This window comes from Enterobacter cloacae complex sp. ECL411, assembly GCF_021869665.1.
GTDB classification, from domain to species: Bacteria; Pseudomonadota; Gammaproteobacteria; order Enterobacterales; family Enterobacteriaceae; genus Enterobacter; species Enterobacter intestinihominis.
The window spans coordinates 2,298,345-2,319,216 of sequence record NZ_CP091486.1; the positions used below are offsets into that span (position 1 = coordinate 2,298,345).

General features: G+C 54.9%; 16 protein-coding genes. 5 read left to right on the top strand and 11 right to left on the bottom strand.

Annotation, left to right across the window (positions count from 1 at the left end; genetic code table 11):
* Positions 1-3 precede the first annotated feature (3 nt).
* From L3069_RS10995 to L3069_RS11015, 5 genes are read right to left on the bottom strand one after another with little or no spacing between them, the layout of a single operon-like run.
* The gene (locus tag L3069_RS10995; protein ID WP_038416067.1) at positions 4-1,140 is read right to left on the bottom strand and encodes a type 1 fimbrial protein; all 1,137 of its coding nucleotides are present in this window, start codon (positions 1,138-1,140) and stop codon (positions 4-6) included.
* Between the two features lie 23 nt (positions 1,141-1,163).
* Positions 1,164-1,742: a fimbrial protein gene (locus L3069_RS11000; RefSeq protein ID WP_022648146.1), complete on the bottom strand. Its 579-nt coding sequence runs from the start codon at positions 1,740-1,742 to the stop codon at positions 1,164-1,166.
* The gene (locus L3069_RS11005; RefSeq protein ID WP_023300133.1) at positions 1,742-4,324 is read right to left on the bottom strand and encodes a fimbria/pilus outer membrane usher protein; all 2,583 of its coding nucleotides are present in this window, start codon (positions 4,322-4,324) and stop codon (positions 1,742-1,744) included. Before L3069_RS11005 ends, L3069_RS11000 begins: the two co-directional genes overlap by 1 nt.
* Before the next feature lie 38 nt (positions 4,325-4,362).
* Complete coding sequence (locus L3069_RS11010) at positions 4,363-5,046, bottom strand: fimbria/pilus periplasmic chaperone (protein WP_038416069.1); 684 nt, start codon at positions 5,044-5,046, stop codon at positions 4,363-4,365.
* 44 nt (positions 5,047-5,090) lie between these two features.
* Positions 5,091-5,618: a fimbrial protein gene (locus tag L3069_RS11015; protein WP_022648149.1), complete on the bottom strand. Its 528-nt coding sequence runs from the start codon at positions 5,616-5,618 to the stop codon at positions 5,091-5,093.
* A 367-nt stretch (positions 5,619-5,985) separates the two neighbouring features.
* On the opposite strand from L3069_RS11015, the gene L3069_RS11020 reads away from it, so the two are divergent.
* The 4 genes from L3069_RS11020 to L3069_RS11035 are packed head-to-tail and all read left to right on the top strand — an operon-like array spanning position 5,986 to position 10,963.
* Positions 5,986-6,597 (top strand): fimbrial protein, encoded by a 612-nt coding sequence (locus tag L3069_RS11020; RefSeq protein WP_022648150.1) that lies wholly within the window; start codon positions 5,986-5,988, stop codon positions 6,595-6,597.
* A 59-nt stretch (positions 6,598-6,656) separates the two neighbouring features.
* The gene (locus L3069_RS11025) at positions 6,657-7,325 is read left to right on the top strand and encodes a molecular chaperone (RefSeq protein WP_038416070.1); all 669 of its coding nucleotides are present in this window, start codon (positions 6,657-6,659) and stop codon (positions 7,323-7,325) included.
* 44 nt (positions 7,326-7,369) lie between these two features.
* Entirely contained in the window at positions 7,370-9,874 is a 2,505-nt protein-coding gene (locus L3069_RS11030) for a fimbria/pilus outer membrane usher protein (RefSeq protein WP_227022496.1), read from the top strand.
* Positions 9,875-9,889: 15 nt separating this feature from the next.
* Positions 9,890-10,963, top strand: coding sequence for a fimbrial protein (locus tag L3069_RS11035; RefSeq protein WP_236901916.1), 1,074 nt, complete (start codon positions 9,890-9,892; stop codon positions 10,961-10,963).
* Positions 10,964-10,966: 3 nt separating this feature from the next.
* Here L3069_RS11035 and L3069_RS11040 read toward each other — a convergent pair whose 3' ends face one another.
* Genes L3069_RS11040 through L3069_RS11050 form a run of 3 tightly spaced genes read right to left on the bottom strand, consistent with a single transcriptional unit; the run spans position 10,967 to position 13,677 of the window.
* Positions 10,967-11,962: a DUF2891 domain-containing protein gene (locus tag L3069_RS11040; protein WP_023300138.1), complete on the bottom strand. Its 996-nt coding sequence runs from the start codon at positions 11,960-11,962 to the stop codon at positions 10,967-10,969.
* 9 nt (positions 11,963-11,971) lie between these two features.
* Positions 11,972-12,958 (bottom strand): DUF979 domain-containing protein, encoded by a 987-nt coding sequence (locus L3069_RS11045; RefSeq protein WP_038416071.1) that lies wholly within the window; start codon positions 12,956-12,958, stop codon positions 11,972-11,974.
* Positions 12,955-13,677 (bottom strand): DUF969 domain-containing protein, encoded by a 723-nt coding sequence (locus L3069_RS11050; RefSeq protein ID WP_038416072.1) that lies wholly within the window; start codon positions 13,675-13,677, stop codon positions 12,955-12,957. The genes L3069_RS11045 and L3069_RS11050 overlap by 4 nt, the downstream gene beginning before the upstream one ends.
* 224 nt (positions 13,678-13,901) lie before the next feature.
* Here L3069_RS11050 and L3069_RS11055 point away from each other — a divergent pair, with 224 nt between their 5' ends.
* On the top strand, positions 13,902-14,450 hold the full coding sequence (locus tag L3069_RS11055; protein ID WP_022648157.1) for a winged helix DNA-binding protein: 549 nt from the start codon (positions 13,902-13,904) through the stop codon (positions 14,448-14,450).
* On the opposite strand, the gene glgX is transcribed toward L3069_RS11055, so the two are convergent.
* Genes glgX through treZ form a run of 3 tightly spaced genes read right to left on the bottom strand, consistent with a single transcriptional unit; the run spans position 14,447 to position 20,790 of the window.
* Positions 14,447-16,522 (bottom strand): glycogen debranching protein GlgX, encoded by a 2,076-nt coding sequence (gene glgX / locus L3069_RS11060; protein WP_038416073.1) that lies wholly within the window; start codon positions 16,520-16,522, stop codon positions 14,447-14,449. The two genes, L3069_RS11055 and glgX, sit on opposite strands and share 4 nt — an antisense overlap.
* 15 nt (positions 16,523-16,537) lie before the next feature.
* Positions 16,538-19,006, bottom strand: coding sequence for a malto-oligosyltrehalose synthase (gene treY, locus L3069_RS11065; RefSeq protein WP_063135840.1), 2,469 nt, complete (start codon positions 19,004-19,006; stop codon positions 16,538-16,540).
* Positions 19,003-20,790, bottom strand: coding sequence for a malto-oligosyltrehalose trehalohydrolase (gene treZ / locus L3069_RS11070; RefSeq protein WP_023300143.1), 1,788 nt, complete (start codon positions 20,788-20,790; stop codon positions 19,003-19,005). Before treZ ends, treY begins: the two co-directional genes overlap by 4 nt.
* Positions 20,791-20,872: the final 82 nt, after the last annotated feature.

Below are 20,872 nucleotides of genomic sequence, written 5' to 3' on the forward strand. Positions count from 1 at the left end.
GTATCAATTATATTTAAGGGTGATTGTCCCGGTGGCATTTGCTTGCCCTGGCGTGACAACGTCACTGGTTTTGTAATACCACGCTTTAAAACGTAAGGTTTCAGACTCTCCGGCCCCGCCTGTATTTGCCGGATCGCTATAGGTGGTTGCGGAGCCGATATCAGCAAGCGCGGTACCATCGGCAGCCAGCCCACTGCCTTGTGATGCGGCTTTTACACGACTGGAATTAAAAGCTTGTACCTCCTGACCAATGGCCCAGTAGGTAAAACTGCGTAGCGCCGGTTGATAGGCTGATATCACGACCCCCACACCGGTCGCCGTCGTACCCGATTCAGACTGGTCTAAGGCAATCACTGAGCCATTATCATTGTCGCCCTCGGCAAGCGGCCCGTTGATGGTCATGGTCACGTTGGTGCCTGGCTGACAGCTCAGACCAACATCCTGTTCGGGTCCTTCCACCATCTTAAGATTATCAAACGCAGAGGTATCCACATCGCCCATATTAAACAGCAGGGAAGAAACGGATGCTGAGCATCCCATCGCATAGACTTCTATCTGTGTATTTGACAAATAGACTTCTGACGCATTATCACCGTTATCCGAACTGCTTTGCCCTTCACGAAATTCCACCGTCGCCAGTTTGCCGCTCTCAAGGGCCAGATTACCGCTCGGGATTGTACCCCCCGTCGCAATCAACTGCACACGATAGGCCGAGCCCGCCAGCGTATGGCTGCTCTCGCCATCGCCGGACTGCCATGAGTTATCAACCGCACGTTCATAATCATACGGACCGGCCTGGTTAAGCGTGTAGGTCTTAATGCCGATACCCGGTATCGTGGTCGGGTAGATATTATCTCCTACCGGCGACGCCGATGCTAAATGAGTCGGGTTATAATGAAATCCTACGTAATAATCCCTGCTACAGTTTTTAATCGTGACATCCCCATCCGTCCCGCTGATATATCCAGAATCGTATAACACTTCGCCAAAGGTATAATTTTTCGCACTGACCAACAGTTTCGAGGGTAATGGGATCGTCGTAACGGTAACATCATCGCCGTTATCCCGGTTACAGGCTGCATGACTTAATAGTGGGACTGTCCCCAGCAATAACACCAGATAATATAAATATTTTGACATGAAATTAGTCTGCTCACTTAAGCTCAGTTATAAACAACATTCAATGTAATCGCACTGCTGAATGCACCCGGTGTTGGGGTCCCATGTGGGGTATACATTCGGGCAGTAAAAGTCATCGCGCCGGTTTGGTTTTCGAGCGCAACCGGGTAGCTCACGCCGTTGGCCAGCGCGACACCGCTGATGGGATGTTCGTGGTCACGGATAAACAACTGAAGGCCGACATCGGTCGCGCCGCCTGCATCTGCCGCCACCTGATTGGCGTAAATGACAGAGGCATAAGCCGGATCTTCAGCGTAAGGTGCGCCTGTAAAGGTAACCGTTGCCTGGCTTAACCCTGCGGTGCAGCTGTCAAACGCGATGGTCACTGGCACATTTCCTGTGTTCCCCCCCGCTACGGCAAAGTCTTTCCAGTAATATTTCCCGAGGTCGACTGCCTCCGGTTTGGTGACGTTACATGAGCCATCAATAATGTTTCCGGTGACATGGAACTCAATATCATTGCGATCGGTGTACGCCATTGCCGGCGACACGCTCAGCATGAATACCATTCCCGGGCCGATGAGCGATTTAAGGCCGGAACGGAGAATAATGAAGCGTGACATTAATTTGCTCCCGATACGGGATGGCAAACCCCGTTGATGAATAAAATATCGGCCTCTGTTTTAGCGCCGGCAAGTGTGTAATCAACGGCGCACTGCTTGTTCGCCGTCTCCCCCCACTTAACAATTAACCGCCCTTTCCCGGCGAGCCCGACGAGATACACTTCCCCGCCGTCGCCAACAATACTGCTGCGCGTGTCATCCGACTCGCCGCTGGTTTGTGTTACTACTGCGCCAAACGGCACCGGTTTACCGTTGTAGGTCAGCGTCATCATCGCCTTTTGTCCAATCCAGGTGTTGTACTTCACGCGTACTACCGCCCCTTTGGTCGGCACCACGGTTTTGGCGATGTTATCAATGGCCGCGGAAGTATCGCTGGCATCCACTGTGTTGAGTGAGATCGAATTGCTGTGATACGGACGAACGTACGGCACAATGGCGTTACCGAAATAATCGGTATGAACGTTCGTCTGCCCGTTGATTGGCATACCGGAAACACCCGGTGTTTCAACCAGCGCTACGCTATCGTTCAGCTGACGCGCCAGGGTGATACCGTCGCGATGCAGCACCATGCCCCCGCGTAGGCTGTAATTCACTCGTCGGCTGTAATCGTCGTAGCTATAGCCTGCTGACATATCGGCATAAGTACTTTGATAACCCACAGTGACATTGCCGTTAGTAGCTTCAGAATCGGCGTTATAGCCTTCTGAAACCTGCCAGTTCAGCTGGTTTTCCTGCATCGCGGTACCGGAAATTCCGATGTTGTGCGTGGTATCGCCGTTTTTACTACTGTTCATCGAATAGTTAGCCGAAACAGACCGGGCCGCTTCACTGTGGCTGAAGGCGCTGAACGGTACGCTCAGGTTAAGCGAGAAGACGTTATCGTCGTCGTAGTTATCGGAATCGTTATTGTAACCGCCATTGACGTTTTTAGAGTGGGCATAGTTCAGCGAGTACGACACCGGTCCAAGCGTGCTGCTGAAGCCCAGGTTCATGGAGTCCGCATGTTCACTGTTCCAGTAAGAGGCGTCGTACATGCTCAGTGACAGGGTGCCGAAAGGCAACGTCTGCGAGATTGTCACATCAAAACGGTTTCGCTCCCGGCCATTATCAATAGTGCTATTGCCCGGATCCCAGTCATTGAGGAAGTCCTGAAACGAAAGATAACCCCGGGTTGAAAATTTATAACCGGCGACGGCAATATCGGTGTTGGTCTGCTGAAGCGTCTTACTGTAGCGCACGCGATACGACTGGCCGCTATGGTGTTCCTGTTGTCGCATGTTGTCCGGCTGCGGGATATCCGCCCACGACTGGGAAATATCAAATGAGAGCGCTCCGGCGCTGCCCATATTAAAACCAGTTCCGGCAATCAGGTTGGAATAATTGTCTTCCGCCTGAATATAGCCGCCGTAAAGCGTGATCCCTTTTCCGACGCCCCAGGCCGCTGATCCCTGAATAAAGTTAAAATCCTCTGCACGTGAACCTGACCCGTCCTGACGGGTTTTGCCCGCCACCAGGCCATACTGCACCTGACCTTCACGTTGCAATACCGGCAGCGTGGCGTAAGGCACAATAAAGCTACTTTGCGTACCGTCGGACTCTTTGATCACCACCTGCAGATCGCCGGAGCTGCCGGTCGGATACATATCGCTGAATTCAAACGGTCCCGGCGGCACGGTAGCCTTATAAATGCTGTGACCGTTCTGGTATACCGTCACTTCGGCATTGCTGCGGGCTATACCGCGTATTACCGGGGCGAAGCCTTGCATGCTGTCCGGCTTCATATCGTTATCCGAGTACATCTGCACCCCGGTGAAACCGACGCTATCAAAAATGCCGCCGCGCGTGGTTCCTTGTCCCAGCACCAGCTGGCTTTTAAGAGATTTAATATCCCGTGAGGCGTAGGTATACACGGAATCCCAGTCATTTTCGGATTCGGAATGGGTATAGGTGGAATAGTTGCGAAAGCGCCAGGCGCCTACGTTCAGCCCCGGTTGCAGGCTAAGAAACTGATTACTGCTGTCGGTGCCGTTGCGCTGATGCAGATCCTGTTGACCTGAGACGCTGTAATTAAGTAAACCCGCCGTGATCCCTTCATCCCAGCGCTCCGGTGAAACATAACCCCTTGCGGTGTTAAATAAAGCAACCTGCGGCAGGATCAGGTCGAAACGCTGCTGCGCCAGATCGATTTTTTCGTCCGCGCCTGGGATGGCATACAGATCCACACATTCGCTGGCTTTTTCCTGTTCGCCAAAATAGTTATCGACACGAACGTTCCAGGCTTTCAGCTGAGTGACGTTTAAGCATGCCCCTGTGCGGTCTGACGTAGGAGCACTTTTCAACCGTCGAAAAGAGAGGGTTTTACTGTCTACCAGATTGCCGTTGATAAAAATGTCGACGTTATAGTCCCCGGGCGGCACCTCATCTTTGGCAAACAGACTGAGATCCATTGCTGGCACTTCTGCGCTGTCTGTTTCCAAAAGATGAGGGTTGAAATGTTCCTGCGCACGTGCGCTGAAAGAACTAAAGACAACACTGAGCCCGAGCCCTAAAGAAAGGACGTAGGTTTGTTTCACTTTTTCCATTGTAACCCTGTATCCGTGCGGGAGACTTACGGTGTCGATTAATATGAGGTGACTTTGTCCGGGCCTTTCACGCCATAATCATTAATAAGCGACCAGGTTACTTTGCCGTGAGGTGACATAACACCTTCAGAAATACTCAACGTGGAGAATGGCGCGACAAAATACTGCCCGCTTAACGCCTGGTGATTAATTTCAATTCGTGAGAAGTTCATATAAAAAGGTGTCGGGTTATTGACCTGTAAACCCTTCGCGGTCAGGTTCCACTTAAGCTTTTCCGCACTGGATTCTGGCGTCTGCCCCTTTAATGCTGCCGGACGGTAGATCAGCTTAATCTTTGAGTTGATGGCAATTTGCATCGTATTTTTACCTTCACTACCGTCGGTAGCGGGGATCCCTTTCACGTTCAGCCATAACAGCGATTCACGATCTTCCGGAACAGGTAAACCTGAACGCACAATACGAATTGACGCTTTTTTCCCGGCTTCCAGACGGAATAGCGGTGGCGTAATAATCATATTTTCTTTTTTTAACGGGCTGCCTTTAGCCGGGCTAATCCACGACTGTACCAGGTTGGTAACCTTGTCAGAGTTTTCAACGGACAAAGAGGCGGCCTGGCGGGAGCCATCAAAAATAACCCGCGTACTCCCGGTAACAATACTGGCGGACGCGTTCAGGCTGGCGGCGCTGGCCACGCAAAAAATAACAGCGGCGATGGGTTTCATAATGCACTCACAAACTAAAAAGGAGGGTTTCCCCTCCTGCGGAATCAGTTATAACGGACGTTATAGGTAATAACAGCGTTAACATCGCCGGCAACGGCCTGCCCGGTGGCAATCATCTGCGCGGTATAGGTTTGACTCGCTGTGCCATCGGTGAAAGTAATAGGATCGTTATCTGCATTATTTTTGACGATGGTACCATTTGAGCCGCCCTGCTTGAGCTGAACGGCCACGTTGGTTGCCGCACCCAGCGTAGCAGTGTTTGCAAAATAGGATGGATCGGCTGCAACAGCATCAACAGGGCCTGAGAAGACAATATTTGCAGTCGTGCTGGTTGGGCAGTTATTCAGGTCGAACACAAACTGTTTTGGCGCGCCAAGGTCGCCTTTTGTAGCGAGGTCGGTTGCCGCCGTTGAGCCCAGATCAACGGTCGCATTTGCCGTGCCGCCATCAACGGCAATATCACAACCCTGATCGAGCACCGTTCCATTAAATGTGATAGTGTTAGAAGCCGTCGCCGCGCTCGCGCCACAGAAAGTCAGAATAAGCGTCGCACCAATTTTAGTCAGTTTCATTCGTTGATATCCCAATAGAAATAATAAATATCTTCATTTTTATTCCTGCCAGGACGAGACAATAACAAAGTAGCTCCACTGAGCTCACAATGAATAATGCACCGTTTGTGACAAGGCAAATATAAACCCTCAGGCAGGAATTAGATTCGCAACATCAATAAACGACATCAGCAAACCCGAAGTAAGGTTACAAGAAAGTTACGGGGTTTCGTAAAATAAAGTAATTTAATTTTAGACAACCTTTTGTTATGGACTGAATTGGCATTTTGTTAGCATTCGCGCTGTTTTTTCTGAGCAATAACGCCACCGGCAGTGTTGCTAGCGGCATATCCAGACTGACATATTTGAGCGAATGAGAACAATAGGCATGATCAACAAAAAAAACATGATCGCGTTAACCCTTTGTGGCCTGATGATGGCAAGTGGCAGTGCGCTGGCGGGCCTTCCTTCTGGTGACAGCGACAATAATATTAATACCAACCCAGAGAACGATGCGGGGACTCAGGGCACGGGCGGCGTAGTCCATTTTACCGGTAAGATTACCGATGCATCCTGTAATATCACCACCGACTCAGCAGGGCAAACCGTTGAATTAGGCACCTGGGCTGCAAGCTACTTTGCCACCCAAAAAGAGACCACGCGCACGCCTTTCCAGATCTCAGTTGAAGGTTGCCCAGATTCCGTTAAAACCGTTGCCGTGTTGTTTGATGGTAACAAAGATGCGAATGATAATACCCTGCTGGGTTTAAATTCCTCCGTGGACAGCGATGGCAATACGGCGACTGGCGTTGCCGTTAAACTCTATGAAAGCGACCGTAACACGCAGATTAAAATTGGTGATATTTCTCAGAGTATCGACCTTGCCGAAGGGGAAGATTCAAAAACACTCAATTTCTACGCCAATTATAATGCCACCACCGATGTCGTCAGCACCGGAGAAGCCGACGCAGATGCCAATTTCCTGATGGTTTATAACTGATCGACTGATGATAAGCAGAGCTTGCTCTGCTTATCTTTTACCTCTACGGGGATCTGAAAATGAAGAAACTCACTGCGGCCCTGTTCTTTTATTCGCTCGGTATGAGTCTGACAGCACACGCGGGGGTTGTGATGGGCGGTACGCGTGTTGTTTACCTTGAGGGGCAAAGAGAAGTGGCATTTTCCATTACCAATATGGAAAAAGAAACCCCTTATCTTATTCAGTCGTGGATTGAAAATATTGACAGTAAGAATAAAACCGCTCCGCCCTTTATCGTGACGCCTACGTTATTTCGTTTAGATGCGGAACAGAAAAACTCGCTGCGCATCAATTATCTTGGAACGCCATTACCCACTGACCGGGAATCTGTTTTTTGGCTTAACATCAAAAATATTGCCCCGAGCAAAAAAGCAAACAGCAACAAATTGCAGATTAACGTGAAGTCAAAATTCAAGTTATTTTTCCGTCCCGCAGGGTTGAAAGGCAATGCCGAACTTGCCTACAAAAAATTAAAATTTACCTGTCGTAATAATACGCTTAGCGCACACAACCCCTCGCCCTGGTTTGTATCGTTTTACAAGGTCAGCGTTGGGAACACCGACGTTGAAATGCCGGGAATGATTGACCCCTTCTCCGATCGTCAATGGCACATTCCCTGCTCGGGGACCATTCGCTGGCAGGCGATCAACGATTACGGCGGGCTGACGAGAGTCGCCACGCAATCCTGACGCTGTGACAACACGCCTTTGGCGAATGTAGCCAACGACCGCACATGCATTCTCTCGGCCCACGCAATTTACCCCGCATTTATACGCTCGCGATGCTTGCGGGTGCGGTCACGTCTGGCATTCATGTGCGCCGGGCACAGGCCGATGAGTACTTCGATCCTCAGGCGCTGGAGATCACCGCAGATCAGCAGCAGGCTAGCGACTTAAGCTATTTTTCCCGACAAGGCGGTCAGCAGCCGGGACGTTATCGTGTCGCGGTTGTTGTTAACCAGACGCAGCGGGATGAGCGCGAAATTGCATTCGTTGATACGGGGGGAACGCTCTCACCGGTCCTCAACCTGGCGTACCTCAAGAGACTTGGGATAAACATCGCGGCCTTCTCTTCGTTCGATGCGCTGCATGACGAGGAGACATTTACGGACATCGGCAAATATATCCCCGATGCGTCGACGCATTTTGACTTCACCCATCATCGGCTGGTTTTCAGCATTCCGCAGGCAGCCATGTTGCAAAAAAGTGCCGATTATATTCCTCCCGAACAGTGGGACGACGGCATCCCCGCTGCTTTTGTCGATTACAATCTTACGGGCTCGACAACCAACATCGACAATATTCATGACAACAGCAGCTATCTGAGCCTGCGATCCGGTATCAACCTGGGGGCGTGGCGTTTACGCAATTACGCCACGTTTGAATATGGTAATACCCATCACTGGCAGTCTCAGGGAACATCACTCCAGCGGGCCATTACGCCGCTGAAGAGCGCGTTAACAATAGGGAATGCCTACACGTCTGGCGAGGTTTTTGACAGTTTTCAGTTTACGGGGCTTCAGCTTGCCTTGGATGAGAATATGCTGCCGGACAGCCAGCGCGGTTTCGCGCCCACGATCCGCGGGGTCGCTCACAGCAATGCCCGCGTCAGCGTTCGCCAGCACGGTTACACCATCTATGAAACCTATGTTGCGCCTGGCGCATTTGTCATTAGCGATCTCTTCCCCACTTCGCAAAGCGGCGATCTTGAGATCACGGTCCATGAAAGTGATGGCAGCGAACGCACGTTCACCCAACCCTACTCCTCGGTGGCCTTCATGCTACGGGAGAAACGACTGAAATTCAGCGCCAGCGCCGGACGGTATAACAGCCCTGACGCCGAGGGCGACACCCCGCCGTTTGTTCAGGCCTCCGCCTTTTACGGATTGTCTTCAAGCCTGACGCTGTACGGCGGAGCGGAGCTTTCCGGCCACTATCAGGCTCTCGCGCTGGGATTAGGTAAAGATTTTGGCCGGTTTGGGGCACTGGGTGTGGACACCGTTGCGGCGAAAGCACACCTCAGTGATGACAGGCTTGCCCTCGGGCAGCAAATACGCGCTCAGTACCAAAAAAATCTCGCTGAGACGAACACGTCGCTCACCCTTTCGACCAGCCATTATACGACGCATGACTTTTACAGTTTCAGTGAAGCAAATGATGACAGCGATCGAGACCAGCACGTGCATAACCGGCGTAACCGCACACAGTTCAGTTTGACGCAGGATCTCGGTGCGCTGGGCAATATCAGCGCATCCTTTTACCGTCAGGATTACTGGAACGCCTCGGCGGTCGATCAAACCGTCCATCTTGGCTATTACGCTAACTACAAAGGGGTGTCGTTGAGTGTTGGGTATTATCTCACCCGCTCAAGCGCTGATGATAGCGACAACGAACGGGCGATAAACCTTAGCATCAGCGTCCCACTCAGCCGCTGGCTACCCGGCGCAACAACCAGCTACAGCCTCAACAATAATCTTGATGGCCATACTACCCGGCAGGTTTCGCTGTATGGTACGGCGCTGGCCCACGATCGCCTGAACTATAACCTCCAGCAGGGCTTCGACAACCAGGCCAATACCGCGAACAGCAACCTTGCGCTGGCTTATCACGGCGGTTATGGCAGCGCCAGTCTCGGGTACAGCCACGATCGCTATAGCAACCGCGTGAACTACGGCGCAGCAGGCGGCATTGTGGCAACACAGTATGGGGTGACGTTGAGCCAAAGCCTTGGGGATACCCTGGCGCTGATCCGCGCTGACGAGGCGTCGGACGTTCAGGTTGAAGGGGCGACCAATGTTCACACCGACTCCCGAGGTTATGCCGTGATGCCAACCTTATCGGCGTATCACAAAAACACCATTTCGCTGGATACCGAAACGCTGGCAGAAAATGTCGATCTGGACCAGAACAGCAGAACGATTGTGCCGACCAGCGGCGCGGTCGTCCTTGCGAATTACCATACCCACGTGGGCATCAGAACGCTCATCACCCTTACGGCACACGGGCGCCCGCTTCCATTTGGCGCCAGCGCGTATGTCTCGAACGGGACGTCTGCGAAATCAAGCGTCGGCATCGTTGGCGAAGCAGGACAGGTCTATCTCAGCGGCGTGCCGCTACGCGGGACCTTGCATGCCAGCTGGCGGCAGAAAGGCCAGGATATGCGCTGTAGCGCCCCATTACGCCTTCCGGATACCGCTGGCCGCACTCCGGTCACGCTTATGAACCTTCAGTGCCAATAACTTACTGAGACACCTGTGAACAATATCAACCGTTTAATCAATCTCCTGATGCTCGCTTTTTTGCTGATTCACGCTACGGCAAGGGCGTCTCAGACCTGCCCGCCGACCATGGGCGATGCGGTCATTAACTTTCAAAACTACTCGATCACTGATAACCCCTCGATCCCTCCGGGGTCGATGCTTTCAGGCGCTATCCTGGGCCAGGAAAACCGCTCGTTTTATAACTGTCCTGAGGGAACCGGCCCGGTAACGATGCGCTTTGTGGCCAATAACGCCTTAACCGTAGCGCCCGTCAGCGGCGTGGCGCCGAACGGTACGGGCGCCCCGGCCTCCGTTTATGACGTGCCAGATATTCCCGGCGTCGGGTTTGCGGTGGGCATTCGCGAAACCACGCACTGTGCAGCCGAACCCGTGCATTACATCGCCTCGGGGGATGACAGCGTTGCGATTTGCAGCACAAACGATCCCTCGCAAATGGCGACCCAGTTCTTCGTCGTGTTTTATAAAACCGCGCAGGAGATTGTCTATGAACAGCCGAACAGCGGGCAAATTCGCACAGGAACGCTGATTCTGGAGGATGCTAACGGCGCGGTGATATCTGAAGCTGGCGTGACGGTGGAAGTCGCTGCCGCCGACCTGAAAGTGCATAAATCGAGCTGTTATATCTCGGATAACAACATCACCGTCAATATGGGACAAAGTAGCGTAAGCGATCTCAACAAAGGAATGGATGGGGATAAACACCGCTTCATCATCCCTCTGGTCTGTGACGCATCCCAAACGGCAGCGGTGAAGATCGGGTTCTTTGGTCCGACTGAAAAAGACGCGCAGAATCACGATGTGCTGGCGCTAAGTCAACAGGAGAGCGCCGCTACCGGCGTGGGGATCCGCATTCTGTATGGCGATAACTACGGTGCCGCCAGAGGCACAACCGTTCCTCTCAACAGCACCGGTGTCGAACCTTTTGCCAACGCTGCCCGGCAGACCGCGTTTTCCCTGGATTACGACGCACAATATGTGCGCACCGAAACCCAGGCCACCGCGGGGCTGGCAGACAGCCTGGCGACATTTAGTCTGATATACAACTAAGCGCTACTCCAGTGCCAGCAGCGCAAAACTCGCCAGCCAGTGCCCGCCGCTGTAGTGACTGCCGACAACATGCTCCACGCTTGCCGAGAGATGGCGCGCAACGGCATCGCGTAATGGCTTCCGGGCATGATGATTTTCCGGCAGGGCGCGGGCAATGTGCTTCATACACCAGGCACGGCTGAGGTTGAGACCGTCCAGATGCGCGATTTTCGGGTCGGTGCGGTCGCTCACCTCAGCCGGGTTCATGAGCGCAGAAATGGCGCCCACTTCAGGCAGAAACGCATCGAACCAGGCCGGGAAATCCTCCACCACCTTACTCATCAGCAGGGCCTCGGTCAGCGCTCCGGAGATATACTCGTCGCCACCCGGCTCATAATGCGCAGGATAATGCGTGTCCGCGAGGTAAAACCGCGTTGCCGCGTCCAGGATGGCGCGCTCAAGCGTGTCATCGTTCACCGCCCGGGCATAATCCAGCCCCAGCGCGAGCGCAAACGCCGTGTTGTAGTGCGTCCCGACGCGGATCGGATAGGTAAGCTTGCTGAGGTAATCCACCAGCCGCTGGCGAATATCCCGCGTTAACGGTTGCAGCGTCTGGTACCAGCGCTCCGCCTGCGGCAGTGACGATTGTTTCAGCTCCTGGGCCAGCGCCAGCAGCCAGCCGTAGCCATAAGGTCGCTCAAACGACGCGCGGAACGGCGCGGTAAAATAGGCCAGCTCCTTCGCCACCTTCTCGTCGGTCAGGTGTTCTTCGAAGAGAGTGATGATCTCTTCCCGACACGGCAGTTCGGGCCAGAGACGCAGGCAGCGCAGCAGCAGCCAGTAGCCGTGCACCGCAGAGTGCCAGTCAAAACAGCCGTAAAAGATCGGGTGCAGCTCGCGAGGCGGCAGAACATCGCCGTCATCGTTGAGCAGATGCATAATGTGGTTCGGGTATTCCTGACGTAAATAGGTCAACGGCATTCTGGCGAAGGCGTCAGCCTGATGTTGCGTTAATTCCATTGCAGCTCCTTAGCGAAACACGAGGAAATACATTAAGAACACGTTCACCACCAGCAAGGTTAACGCGGTCGGGATTTGGATCTTGATAACCTGATATTTGTCTTTTAGCTCCAGCAGCGCGGCGGGCACGATGTTGAAGTTGGCGGCCATCGGTGTCATCAGCGTGCCGCAATAGCCTGCGTACATGCCGATAGCCAGCAATGGTGCCGGGTTACCGTGATGGACGTTAATCAGGAATGGCAGAGCGATACCGGCGCTTAACACCGGGAAGGCAGCGAAGGCGTTGCCCATAATCATGGTAAACAGCGCCATCCCCACGCAATAAATGACCACCAGCATGAAGCGGCTGTCCGGGTTCACAAACAGGCTGACCACCTTTTGTACCGATTCACCGGTATTCGCCACCACAAACACCCCGCCGAGCATGGCGAGCATCTGCGGCAGGATCACCGCCCAACCAATGGTATCGACCAGCCGACGCGACTGACGAACCGCATGCAGCGGCGTACCTTTTGTCAGCCACCAGCCGGTGAGGATAGCCGCCACACAGGCCACGCACAGCGCCGCCAGCGTAAGCTGCTTCTGGTCGAGCAGATAGACACCGCCAATCGACACGCCTTTCAGAAACAGCGTCCCGATGACCGTCACCACCGGGATCATCAGCGCGGGCAAGAATAGCCAGTTTTTCAGCCGGTGTGATGAGGCAACCCGCTCCTCCTCGGTGGACATTTTATAATGCCCCTTCCCGACCAGCCCGAAACCGGCCAGTAGCGCAATCACGATAACGGCGCCGCCAATAATGCGATACGCCAGCGACTTACCCAGCTCCTGCACCATCAGATCGCCAAACAGGAAGATCCCGCCAAACAGAAACCAGAACAGCGCGGTGGTATAGCGTTTCGGGTTAGCGCGATCGCGAAGGGTCATCACAACCAGCAGCATCACGACAAAGCCGATCAGGTAGTACACGCGGTTAATGGTGATAAAGGTCATCATGGTGCGATCTCCTGCGAACCCTGCTCTGCTCTCCAGGCCATCACGTCGCGACGAATGCTGGCGTCGAGGCGCAGCAGACGCGTCATATGGATGATCAGTGCCGCAATAGCGGTCGGAATGGCCCACAGGCCGATATGCAGCGGTTCGATCCCCTCGATCCCGTTCTCTTTCAGGAACGCATCAATCAGCAGTACCGCGCCAAAGGCGATAAAGATATCTTCCCCAAAGAAAACCGCGATATTGTCACAGGCGGCGGCATGGGCTTTGATTTTGTCGCGGATAGTCTGCGGCAGTTCGCCATATTCATTCAGGGCCGCCCCTTCGGCCATCGGCGCCAGCAGAGGACGCACCGTTTGTGCGTGGCCGCCAAGCGACATCAGGCCCAGCGCAGCCGTCCCTTCGCGGGCAACAAAGTAGAGCATCAGGATACGCGCCGAGGTGGCGCTGGCGATCTTCGCGACCCAGGCCTGGGCGCGCTCTTTCAGCCCGTAATACTCCAGCAGGCCAATCACCGGCAGGATCAGAATGAAAGTGGCGAGCGATCGGCTATTCACGAACTTTTCGCCAAAGGTTTCCAGCAGCATACCGAAATCCATGCCAACCAGCAGGCCCGTTGCCAGCCCCGCCACCACGACAACCAGCAGCGGGTTGAAACGCAGTGCAAAACCAATAACCACCACCGGAATCCCGATAAGTGGCAACAGTGTAGAACTGTCCATAAACGTTACCCTATCCAAAGTGAGCGTTGCGCGCCGACGGCTATTTTTTATACTTCGCAGCAGAGCGAAGCCGGTGCATTACGGCGCGCGATGTTGTGTGTTGCGTGAGGCTCCACAGAACCTGCACTAAAAAGCTATATCTGAACGTCAAAAACATGTAAACAATTTATCAATAAAATGTTCTTATTTTATCGACGGGTTTACATTCTGGAGAAAGGATCGGTATGACGACAAAGAAAACGAAAACAGCGTTAAACCACGACGATATTGCGGACGGGCGTATCGTCTCCTCCCGCCATCTCGTCTCAGAGCGATGTGCCGAACTGTCGGAGCTGGAATACGCGTTGATCATGACCAGCAATGCGTTTAACAAATGGATGGTGCGCTGCATGACCGCAGCAGGTGAACCGGATATGGGCGCTTTCGATGTCTCGCTTCTGCACCACGTAAACCACCGCAACCGCAAGAAAAAGCTGGCCGACATCTGCTTTGTGCTGAACGTGGAAGATACCCACGTGGTGACGTATGCGCTGAAAAAGCTGGTAAAGGCGGGTTACGTCACCAGTGAAAAAGCGGGGAAAGAGCTCTTTTTCTCGACGACGGAGGAAGGCAAAGCGCTGTGCATGAAGTACCGGGAGGTACGTGAAGCCTGCCTGATCAACATTCATGCGGAAAGCGGCATTCCGGGCGCGTCGATTGGCGAGACCGCGCAATTACTCCGCGCGATCTCCTCCCTGTATGATACCGCCGCACGCGCGGCGGCCTCGCTTTAAGGACGGCGGAAAAGCGTTATGCTCCGCCCGGCCAGTTCATAATCGACGGATTCCGTGATGATTTCCCCTGTGGGGGCATCATCCGCCGTCGAAAGCTCCAGCACCCAGCCCCCTTCGCCAAACTGCGGGATCTGGAATGGCACCGTGCCTTCAAACGGGTTAAACAGCATCAGCACGTCGTGCCAGATGCCCTCTTCCTGCTCAAGATCAGGACGGCTGATGGCAAGACCAAGAGTGGAACCCTCGTCCCACTGTTCCGACTGCTGCGGTCCGCCACCGGCGTTAAACCAGCGAATCTCAAGCCCGTCGCGCCAGTTTTCACGGCGCAGCAGCGGCTGCTCAGCGCGCAGAGCAATCAACCGACGGGTAAAGTCGCGCAGCTTCTCGTCGTTTTCAGAGAGTCCTTCCCAGTTTATCCAGGAGATCTCGCTGTCCTGGCAATAGCCGTTATTATTGCCCTTTTGCGTCCGGCCAAACTCATCACCTGCCAGCAGCATCGGCGTGCCGTGGGAGAAGAAGAGCGTGGTGAGGAAGTTGCGCTTTTGCCGCTCGCGGGTGGCGATGATATCGGGGTTCTCCGTCGGCCCTTCTTCACCGTAGTTATACGACCGGTTATCGTTATGTCCGTCGTTATTATCTTCCCCGTTATCGGCGTTATGCTTCTCGTTGTAGGATACCAGGTCGTTCAGCGTAAAGCCGTCATGCGCGGTGATAAAATTGACGCTGGCCCACGGACGACGTCCGCGCAGATCGTACAAATCACCGGACCCTAACAGACGGGCGGCAAAATCGTTAGAAACGTTATCTCCCTTCCAGTATTCACGTACCGTGTCGCGGTATTTGTCGTTCCACTCGCCCCAGCCTGGCGGGAAGCCCCCCACCTGATACCCCCCTGGGCCGATATCCCACGGTTCACCGATAAGCTTCAGCTTCGACAGCACCGGATCCTGGGTCACGGCATCAAAGAAGCCGCCGCGCGGGTCGTATCCCTCCGGCTCGCGTCCGAGAATGGTTCCGAGGTCAAAGCGGAAACCGTCAATCTGCATCGATTCTGCCCAGTAACGCAGGGAGTCCATGACCATCTGCAACACGCGCGGGTGCGAGGTGTTAACGGTGTTCCCGGTGCCGGTGTCGTTGATGTAATACCGGTGCTGATCCGGCATGGTGCGGTAATAGCAGAAGTTATCAATCCCCTTAAACGACAGGGTTGGCCCCAGCTCGTTGCCCTCCGCCGTGTGGTTATAGACCACGTCGAGGATCACCTCGATGCCCGCGTCATGATAAGCACGCACCATGTCGCGGAAACCCTGGATCCCCGCCGGGCCGTAATAGCGGGACGCTGGCGCAAAGAAACCGAGCGAGTTATAGCCCCAGAAGTTTTTCAGGCCGCGATCGAGCAGGTGCTGATCGTCAGGGAACCAGTGAACCGGTAGCAGCTCGACCGAGGTAATGCCGAGGCTTTTGATGTACTCCACCGAGGCTTTATGCCCCATCCCCTCAAACGTACCGCGCAGTTCAGGCGGAATAGCCGGGTTAAGCTGGGTAAAGCCTTTTACGTGGCTTTCATAGACCACGGTATGCGGCCACGGGATATCGGGCCGGCGTGAGTCCTGCCAGTCAACGGCATTGGGGTCGATGACCTTACATTTGGGCGTAAACGGCGCGCTGTCTCGCGTGTCAAAACTGAGATCCAGCTCGTCGTGTCCCAGCTCATAGCCGAAGTGGGCATCGTTCCACTCAATTTCACCTACCAGTTCACGGGCATAGGGGTCAATAAGCAGCTTATTGGGGTTGAAGCGGTGACCGTTCTCCGGATCGTAGGGGCCGTAAACGCGGTAGCCATACAGCGCCCCCGGTTTCAGGTCCGGCACATAGCCGTGCCAGACCTCATGGGTATATTCCGGCAGTTCCAGACGGGCGATTTCTGTTTTTCCCGAAGGATCAAACAGACACAGCTCCACCCGCTCAGCGTGGGCGGAAAACAGGGCGAAGTTCACCCCTTTCCCGTCATAATTTGCGCCCAACTGCTGGCCATGACCGGCCCGAATTTCAAACGTTGTATCCTTTGGCATTTTTGTTCTCCTCAATTATTCGCAGGTAAGCAGAACCAACAAACATCCCTTTTCAGACGTTAAATCCAGCGTCTCTGGCAGAAGGCGACGCTCACCGGTAAACAGATCCCGGTAGTGCTTCCCGGCCAGCGCCTGGGGTATGGCCACGGTAGTATTGGCCCACAGCATCGAATTATCGGTGACGTCAAACACCAGGCGCGGCACGGCGACGATCAGCGCCTCGTCATCTTTAATGCGGGCATAAACGATCAGATTCTCCTCCCGCTCGCCGGTTACCTTCAGCGGCAGCCAGTCGCCGTAGCGGAAAAGCGCGGGGTAATGTGGCCGAAGCCGTAACAGCGTGGCGGTGACGTACTGCTTCACGCTGCCGTCTCGCCAGCGTTGCGCATCGTTAAAAACGGTGCCATCCGCTACGCTGAGGTTTTCCGCCAGTGCGGCGAAATCCGGTTCGCGGCGGTTATCCGGGTCGACGAGGCTGAAGTTAAGCCCCTCGCTGCCCTGGTAGATGTCCGGTACGCCAGGCGCAGTCAGTTTGATCACCGTCTGGCTCAGGCTATTCATTAACCCAGCCCGAATAAACGGCTGGAGTGCGGCACTGAAATCACGCAGGAACAGGGTGTTATCCGGGGAAAGCAGATGGCGCACGTAGTCCAGGACCACGCTCTCGTAATCTTCGTTGCTGTCGATCCAGTCGGTACGCTGCTTGGCCTCGCGCAGGGCTTTCTCGATAAAGCCGAGGAAACGCTCTTCCAGTGACTTAAGGCCATCACGATCCTCAGGCGACAGGGTTGCTGGCCAGACGCCCGCCAGCGCCTGGAAGATCATCCAGGTGTCGGCGGCGTTCGGCGCGGTGCCATCGTTGAGGAATCGGACTTGCGTCTGGTTCATCTGCCGCCAGCGCGCCAGATTTTCTCCCCACAGATCTGGCGCTTCCGTCAGCGTATACAGACGAGCTCGTGCATCCTCGCCGCGTTTGGTGTCGTGGGTGGAGGTTCCCAGCAGCGCATCGGGCTGGCGGGCAAGTCGAATGCGCATCTCCTGATGAAAACGGGAAAGTGAAAACGCGCGCGGCGTCGGGTCGGCGCCGACTTCGTTCAGGGCCAGCTCCAGGTTATGGCGGAAGAACAGCGTATCCTCTACCGATTTCGCCATCAGCGGCCCGGTCAGCTGCTGAAAACGGGTGCGGAAAAGCGAGGCCAGTGCGTGGTCATGCGCCGGCAGATCGCCGGTAAGAATACGCACGATAAGGCTCAGAGCGGGTTCAGAGGTGTTGACGCTGGCGACCACGCGGCTGAGCAGCGCCACATCCGGTGGCGTCAGCCCCTGTGCGGTGCCGTAGGTGCGATACACCGGAAACGCGATAAGCAGCTCGCGCAAGGCATGGCGGATATCCTCATGCTCCACTTCGGCACCGTTATGCCCGGCCAGCTCGCTGGCTATTTTGAGCAGCGTGGTAAATTCACCTTCAAAATTACGATCGGTCATCAGTCCTTTGGCGTTGCGAAGTTCCGCCTGCCTGTCAACGGTCGTACCCAGCGTCTCGTCGTAGAGCGTCTCCAGCCGCGAGAGGTTGGTATCATCCACCAGCACTTCCGCCAGGGAGGCGATAAACTCATAGCCCGTAGTACCTGAGATGGGCCACTCCGGAGGAAGCTGTTCCCCTTTGGCGAGGATCTTCTCTACCGTGATGTAGCAATCCGGTCCGGTCGCCGCACGAAGTCGCTGCAAATAGCCCAGCGGATCGGCAAGCCCGTCCACATGGTCAATGCGCAGGCCGTCGACAACCCCGGCGTGGACAAGCTCAAGGATCAGGCGGTGCGTGTCTGCGAATACCGCCTCATCCTCTACCCGCACGCCGACCAGCCCGGTGATTTCAAAAAAGCGCCGCCATGAAAGCTGTTTCGGCGCTTCCCGCCAGGACATCAGCCGCCAGCTTTGCGCCTCGTGGATCTCAGCGATGCTCTTGCCTTCGGCATACGTGCCGGGATTAAGCGGATAGGCGGTATCATAGTAAACCAACGCCGCGCCGTCGGTGACACTGTCACGTTTTAGGGTGATAGCCCCCCGCTCCAGTTCGGCTTCAAAGGTGTCGCCAAGAAACGGCAACGTCAGGGGTCGGGACCAGTCGATATCAAAATATGCCGCATAGCGGCTCTGCCGACCGTGCTCGATAACATCGCGCCACCAGCGGTTTTCCAGCGAGGTCGACATATGGTTAGGAACGATATCCAGAATCAGCCCCATTCCCGCCTGTTTCAGCGCTGCCGCCATGCGGTCAAACCCTTCCCGCCCGCCAATCGCCGGGTCGATTTCGTTGGGGTCGGTCACGTCATAGCCGTGGGTGGAATCCGTGGTTGCGGTGAAAACAGGTGACGCGTAAAGATGGCTAATTCCGAGGTCTTTCATATACGGAATCAGGTCCACCACGCGATCGAAGGTCATGCCGTTGCGAAACTGAATTCGGTAAGTAGAGGAAGGGATCATAGCGCTGCTTCTCCATCAGCAAAGCGAACAACAATACTGTTCGGCGGCAGGTTTTCGACTGCCTCCGGCCAGCTAAAGATCGTTTTTCCGGGCAGGTCCGCTAAGGCGAGGGGCTTTTTGCCGATATTCAGCGCCAGCGACAGCGTACCGGACGGAAAACGCCAGCTCACGGCAACCATGCCGAGCGCCGTTTGCAGGACGTTACCCTCCACGGCGCCTCGCTGTTTCAGTAACGGGACGATAAAGCGTTGACGCAGCGCAATCAGTTCGCGCGTACCGTGCAGCCACGCCCTACCTTCCTCCGTGTCTGCCTTGTTCCAGTCAAGCTTCGACCGCATAAAGGTATTTACGTCATTGGGATCCGGTACGGTTTCATCGTGCCCGGCATGGCCGGTAAACTCTTTCGCGCGACCCTCCCGCACGGCTTTCGCCAGGTCGCCGTGGAAGTCGGTGAAAAAGAGGAACGGATGCGTTTCGCCATACTCCTCACCCATAAACAGCAGCGGGATATGTGGCGACAGGAGCAGCGCCGCGAACAGCACGCGCGTTTTCTCCGCCCCAGCCAGAGAGATAAGCCTCTCCCCCTGGGCACGGTTGCCGACCTGGTCGTGATTCTGAATAAAATCGACAAAAAACTGCGGTGGTTGCTCGCGACACTCTACCCCGCGCGATTTCCCGGTCTGAAGCGAGATTTCCCCCTGGTAGACAAAGCCCTCTGCCAGCGCCCGCGCCAGCTTTTTCTCCGGCTCAAAGGCAAAATCCTGATAATAGGCGTGTGATTCCCCGGTCGCGAAGACATGCGCGGCGTTGTGAAAATCATCATTCCATTCGGCGGTGAAAAGCGGCGTCTGACCATGCTCATCGCGCGGATGCAGGAAAATCACGTTGCGACTGTCTTCGGTGGTCAGATGGATATGCCGATCCGGAAAGGCGTCGCGGATCCGTTGCGCTATCTCGGGAAGAATATGGGTCTCAGCGTTGTCATGGATCTGGTCGATGGCGTCGAAGCGCAGACCGTCAAGATGATACTCCGAGAGCCAGAATAACGGCGCCTCAGCGATGTATTGCCGGACGGCTTCAACCTCATAGGCTATACCGTTGCCCCACGGGGTCATACGATCCTGATGGAAAAACGCCGGCGAGAGCAACGGCAGGTAGTTCCCTTCCGGGCCAAAGTGGTTGAGTACAATATCCAGCACCACGGAAAGCCCGAGCGCGTGGGCGGCATCGATGAAGGCATGAAAATCATCCGGTGTGCCATAAGCTGAGTGCGGGGCATACAGCTGTACGCCATCATACCCCCATCCGCGCGCGCCCCCGAACTGGGACACGGGCATCACTTCCAGTTGCGTAATACCCAGTTCGGCCAGATAAGGCAATTTATCGATGGCCGCCCTGAAGGTTCCTTCCCCGGTGAAGGTGCCGATATGCATCTCGTAGATCACCGTCTCTTCCCATGGCCGCCCTTGCCATTCCCGCTGTGCGGGCAGGTTGTGACGCGGGTCGATTACCACCGACGGGCCGTTGACGTCAGCCTGTTGCGCGCGGGAGGCCGGATCCGGCACCGCCATTCCATCCTGTAAAACAAACTGATACGGCGTACCGTGTCTGACGCCGGGCACGTCAACCTGAAACCAGCCGTCGCCCACCGCCGCCATCGGAATGTCGGTGTCGGTTAAACGCAACGTGAGATCTTTCTGCCCTTCTGCCCAGACGCGAAAACGTACAACGTCATCGGAAATAAACTCAGCACCCCAGTGCCTGCGACATGTTCTGAATTCCATTCATTGTCCTCGAATGACCACATTTTACGCGGAACGAAATACAAGCTTAGACCAGGATGAACAGAGTGTTATGCCAGCAGGG

Coding starts and splice junctions, on each gene's coding strand:
- L3069_RS10995 (WP_038416067.1), bottom strand. CDS start 1,140: ATGTCAAAATATTTATATTATCTGGTGTTATTGCTGGGGACAGTCCCA.
- L3069_RS11050 (WP_038416072.1), bottom strand. CDS start 13,677: ATGGACAGTTCTACACTGTTGCCACTTATCGGGATTCCGGTGGTGGTT.
- L3069_RS11025 (WP_038416070.1), top strand. CDS start 6,657: ATGAAGAAACTCACTGCGGCCCTGTTCTTTTATTCGCTCGGTATGAGT.
- treY (WP_063135840.1), bottom strand. CDS start 19,006: ATGATCCCTTCCTCTACTTACCGAATTCAGTTTCGCAACGGCATGACC.
- L3069_RS11010 (WP_038416069.1), bottom strand. CDS start 5,046: ATGAAACCCATCGCCGCTGTTATTTTTTGCGTGGCCAGCGCCGCCAGC.
- glgX (WP_038416073.1), bottom strand. CDS start 16,522: ATGCCAAAGGATACAACGTTTGAAATTCGGGCCGGTCATGGCCAGCAG.
- L3069_RS11005 (WP_023300133.1), bottom strand. CDS start 4,324: ATGGAAAAAGTGAAACAAACCTACGTCCTTTCTTTAGGGCTCGGGCTC.
- L3069_RS11000 (WP_022648146.1), bottom strand. CDS start 1,742: ATGTCACGCTTCATTATTCTCCGTTCCGGCCTTAAATCGCTCATCGGC.
- L3069_RS11045 (WP_038416071.1), bottom strand. CDS start 12,958: ATGATGACCTTTATCACCATTAACCGCGTGTACTACCTGATCGGCTTT.
- L3069_RS11020 (WP_022648150.1), top strand. CDS start 5,986: ATGATCAACAAAAAAAACATGATCGCGTTAACCCTTTGTGGCCTGATG.
- L3069_RS11015 (WP_022648149.1), bottom strand. CDS start 5,618: ATGAAACTGACTAAAATTGGTGCGACGCTTATTCTGACTTTCTGTGGC.
- L3069_RS11040 (WP_023300138.1), bottom strand. CDS start 11,962: ATGGAATTAACGCAACATCAGGCTGACGCCTTCGCCAGAATGCCGTTG.
- treZ (WP_023300143.1), bottom strand. CDS start 20,790: ATGGAATTCAGAACATGTCGCAGGCACTGGGGTGCTGAGTTTATTTCC.
- L3069_RS11030 (WP_227022496.1), top strand. CDS start 7,370: ATGCATTCTCTCGGCCCACGCAATTTACCCCGCATTTATACGCTCGCG.
- L3069_RS11055 (WP_022648157.1), top strand. CDS start 13,902: ATGACGACAAAGAAAACGAAAACAGCGTTAAACCACGACGATATTGCG.